Annotated in this window: 1 protein-coding gene; it reads left to right on the forward strand. The window is 51.2% G+C overall.

What is annotated here, in order from left to right:
* A partial coding sequence (locus tag M2D63_RS25625) for a hypothetical protein (RefSeq protein WP_285865877.1) occupies positions 1 to 322 on the forward strand: 322 nt, incomplete at both ends.

Here is a 322-nt window from a genome sequence, read left to right on the forward strand (position 1 = left end):
CACAAGCACCCACACGAATTGCTTGATTCGATTGTTAAAGAGCGGTTGGCGAAGCGTTTCGCTTCAGCCGAGGCGCGGATTCTACGCTTTCCCCATTTGCTGTCAAGCGTTTTGTTTGAAGTTTTTCGTTCAAATTCAACCGCTTGGCTCGCTGCGATCTCTCGTCAGCGGGAGGCGAATTCTACAGCGTTTAAACTCGCTGTCAACCACCTTTTTCACCACTGCCGACCTTGCGATCGAAGCCATCCGGTACTACCTGAAACGTTCAACTCGTTGATTCTCAAGGAGTTTTCCGTTTCGACTGCGCCGGAAGTGGGGCGAA

It is taken from the genome of Pseudomonas sp. BJa5, assembly GCF_030272875.2.
Lineage (GTDB): Bacteria > Pseudomonadota > Gammaproteobacteria > Pseudomonadales > Pseudomonadaceae > Aquipseudomonas.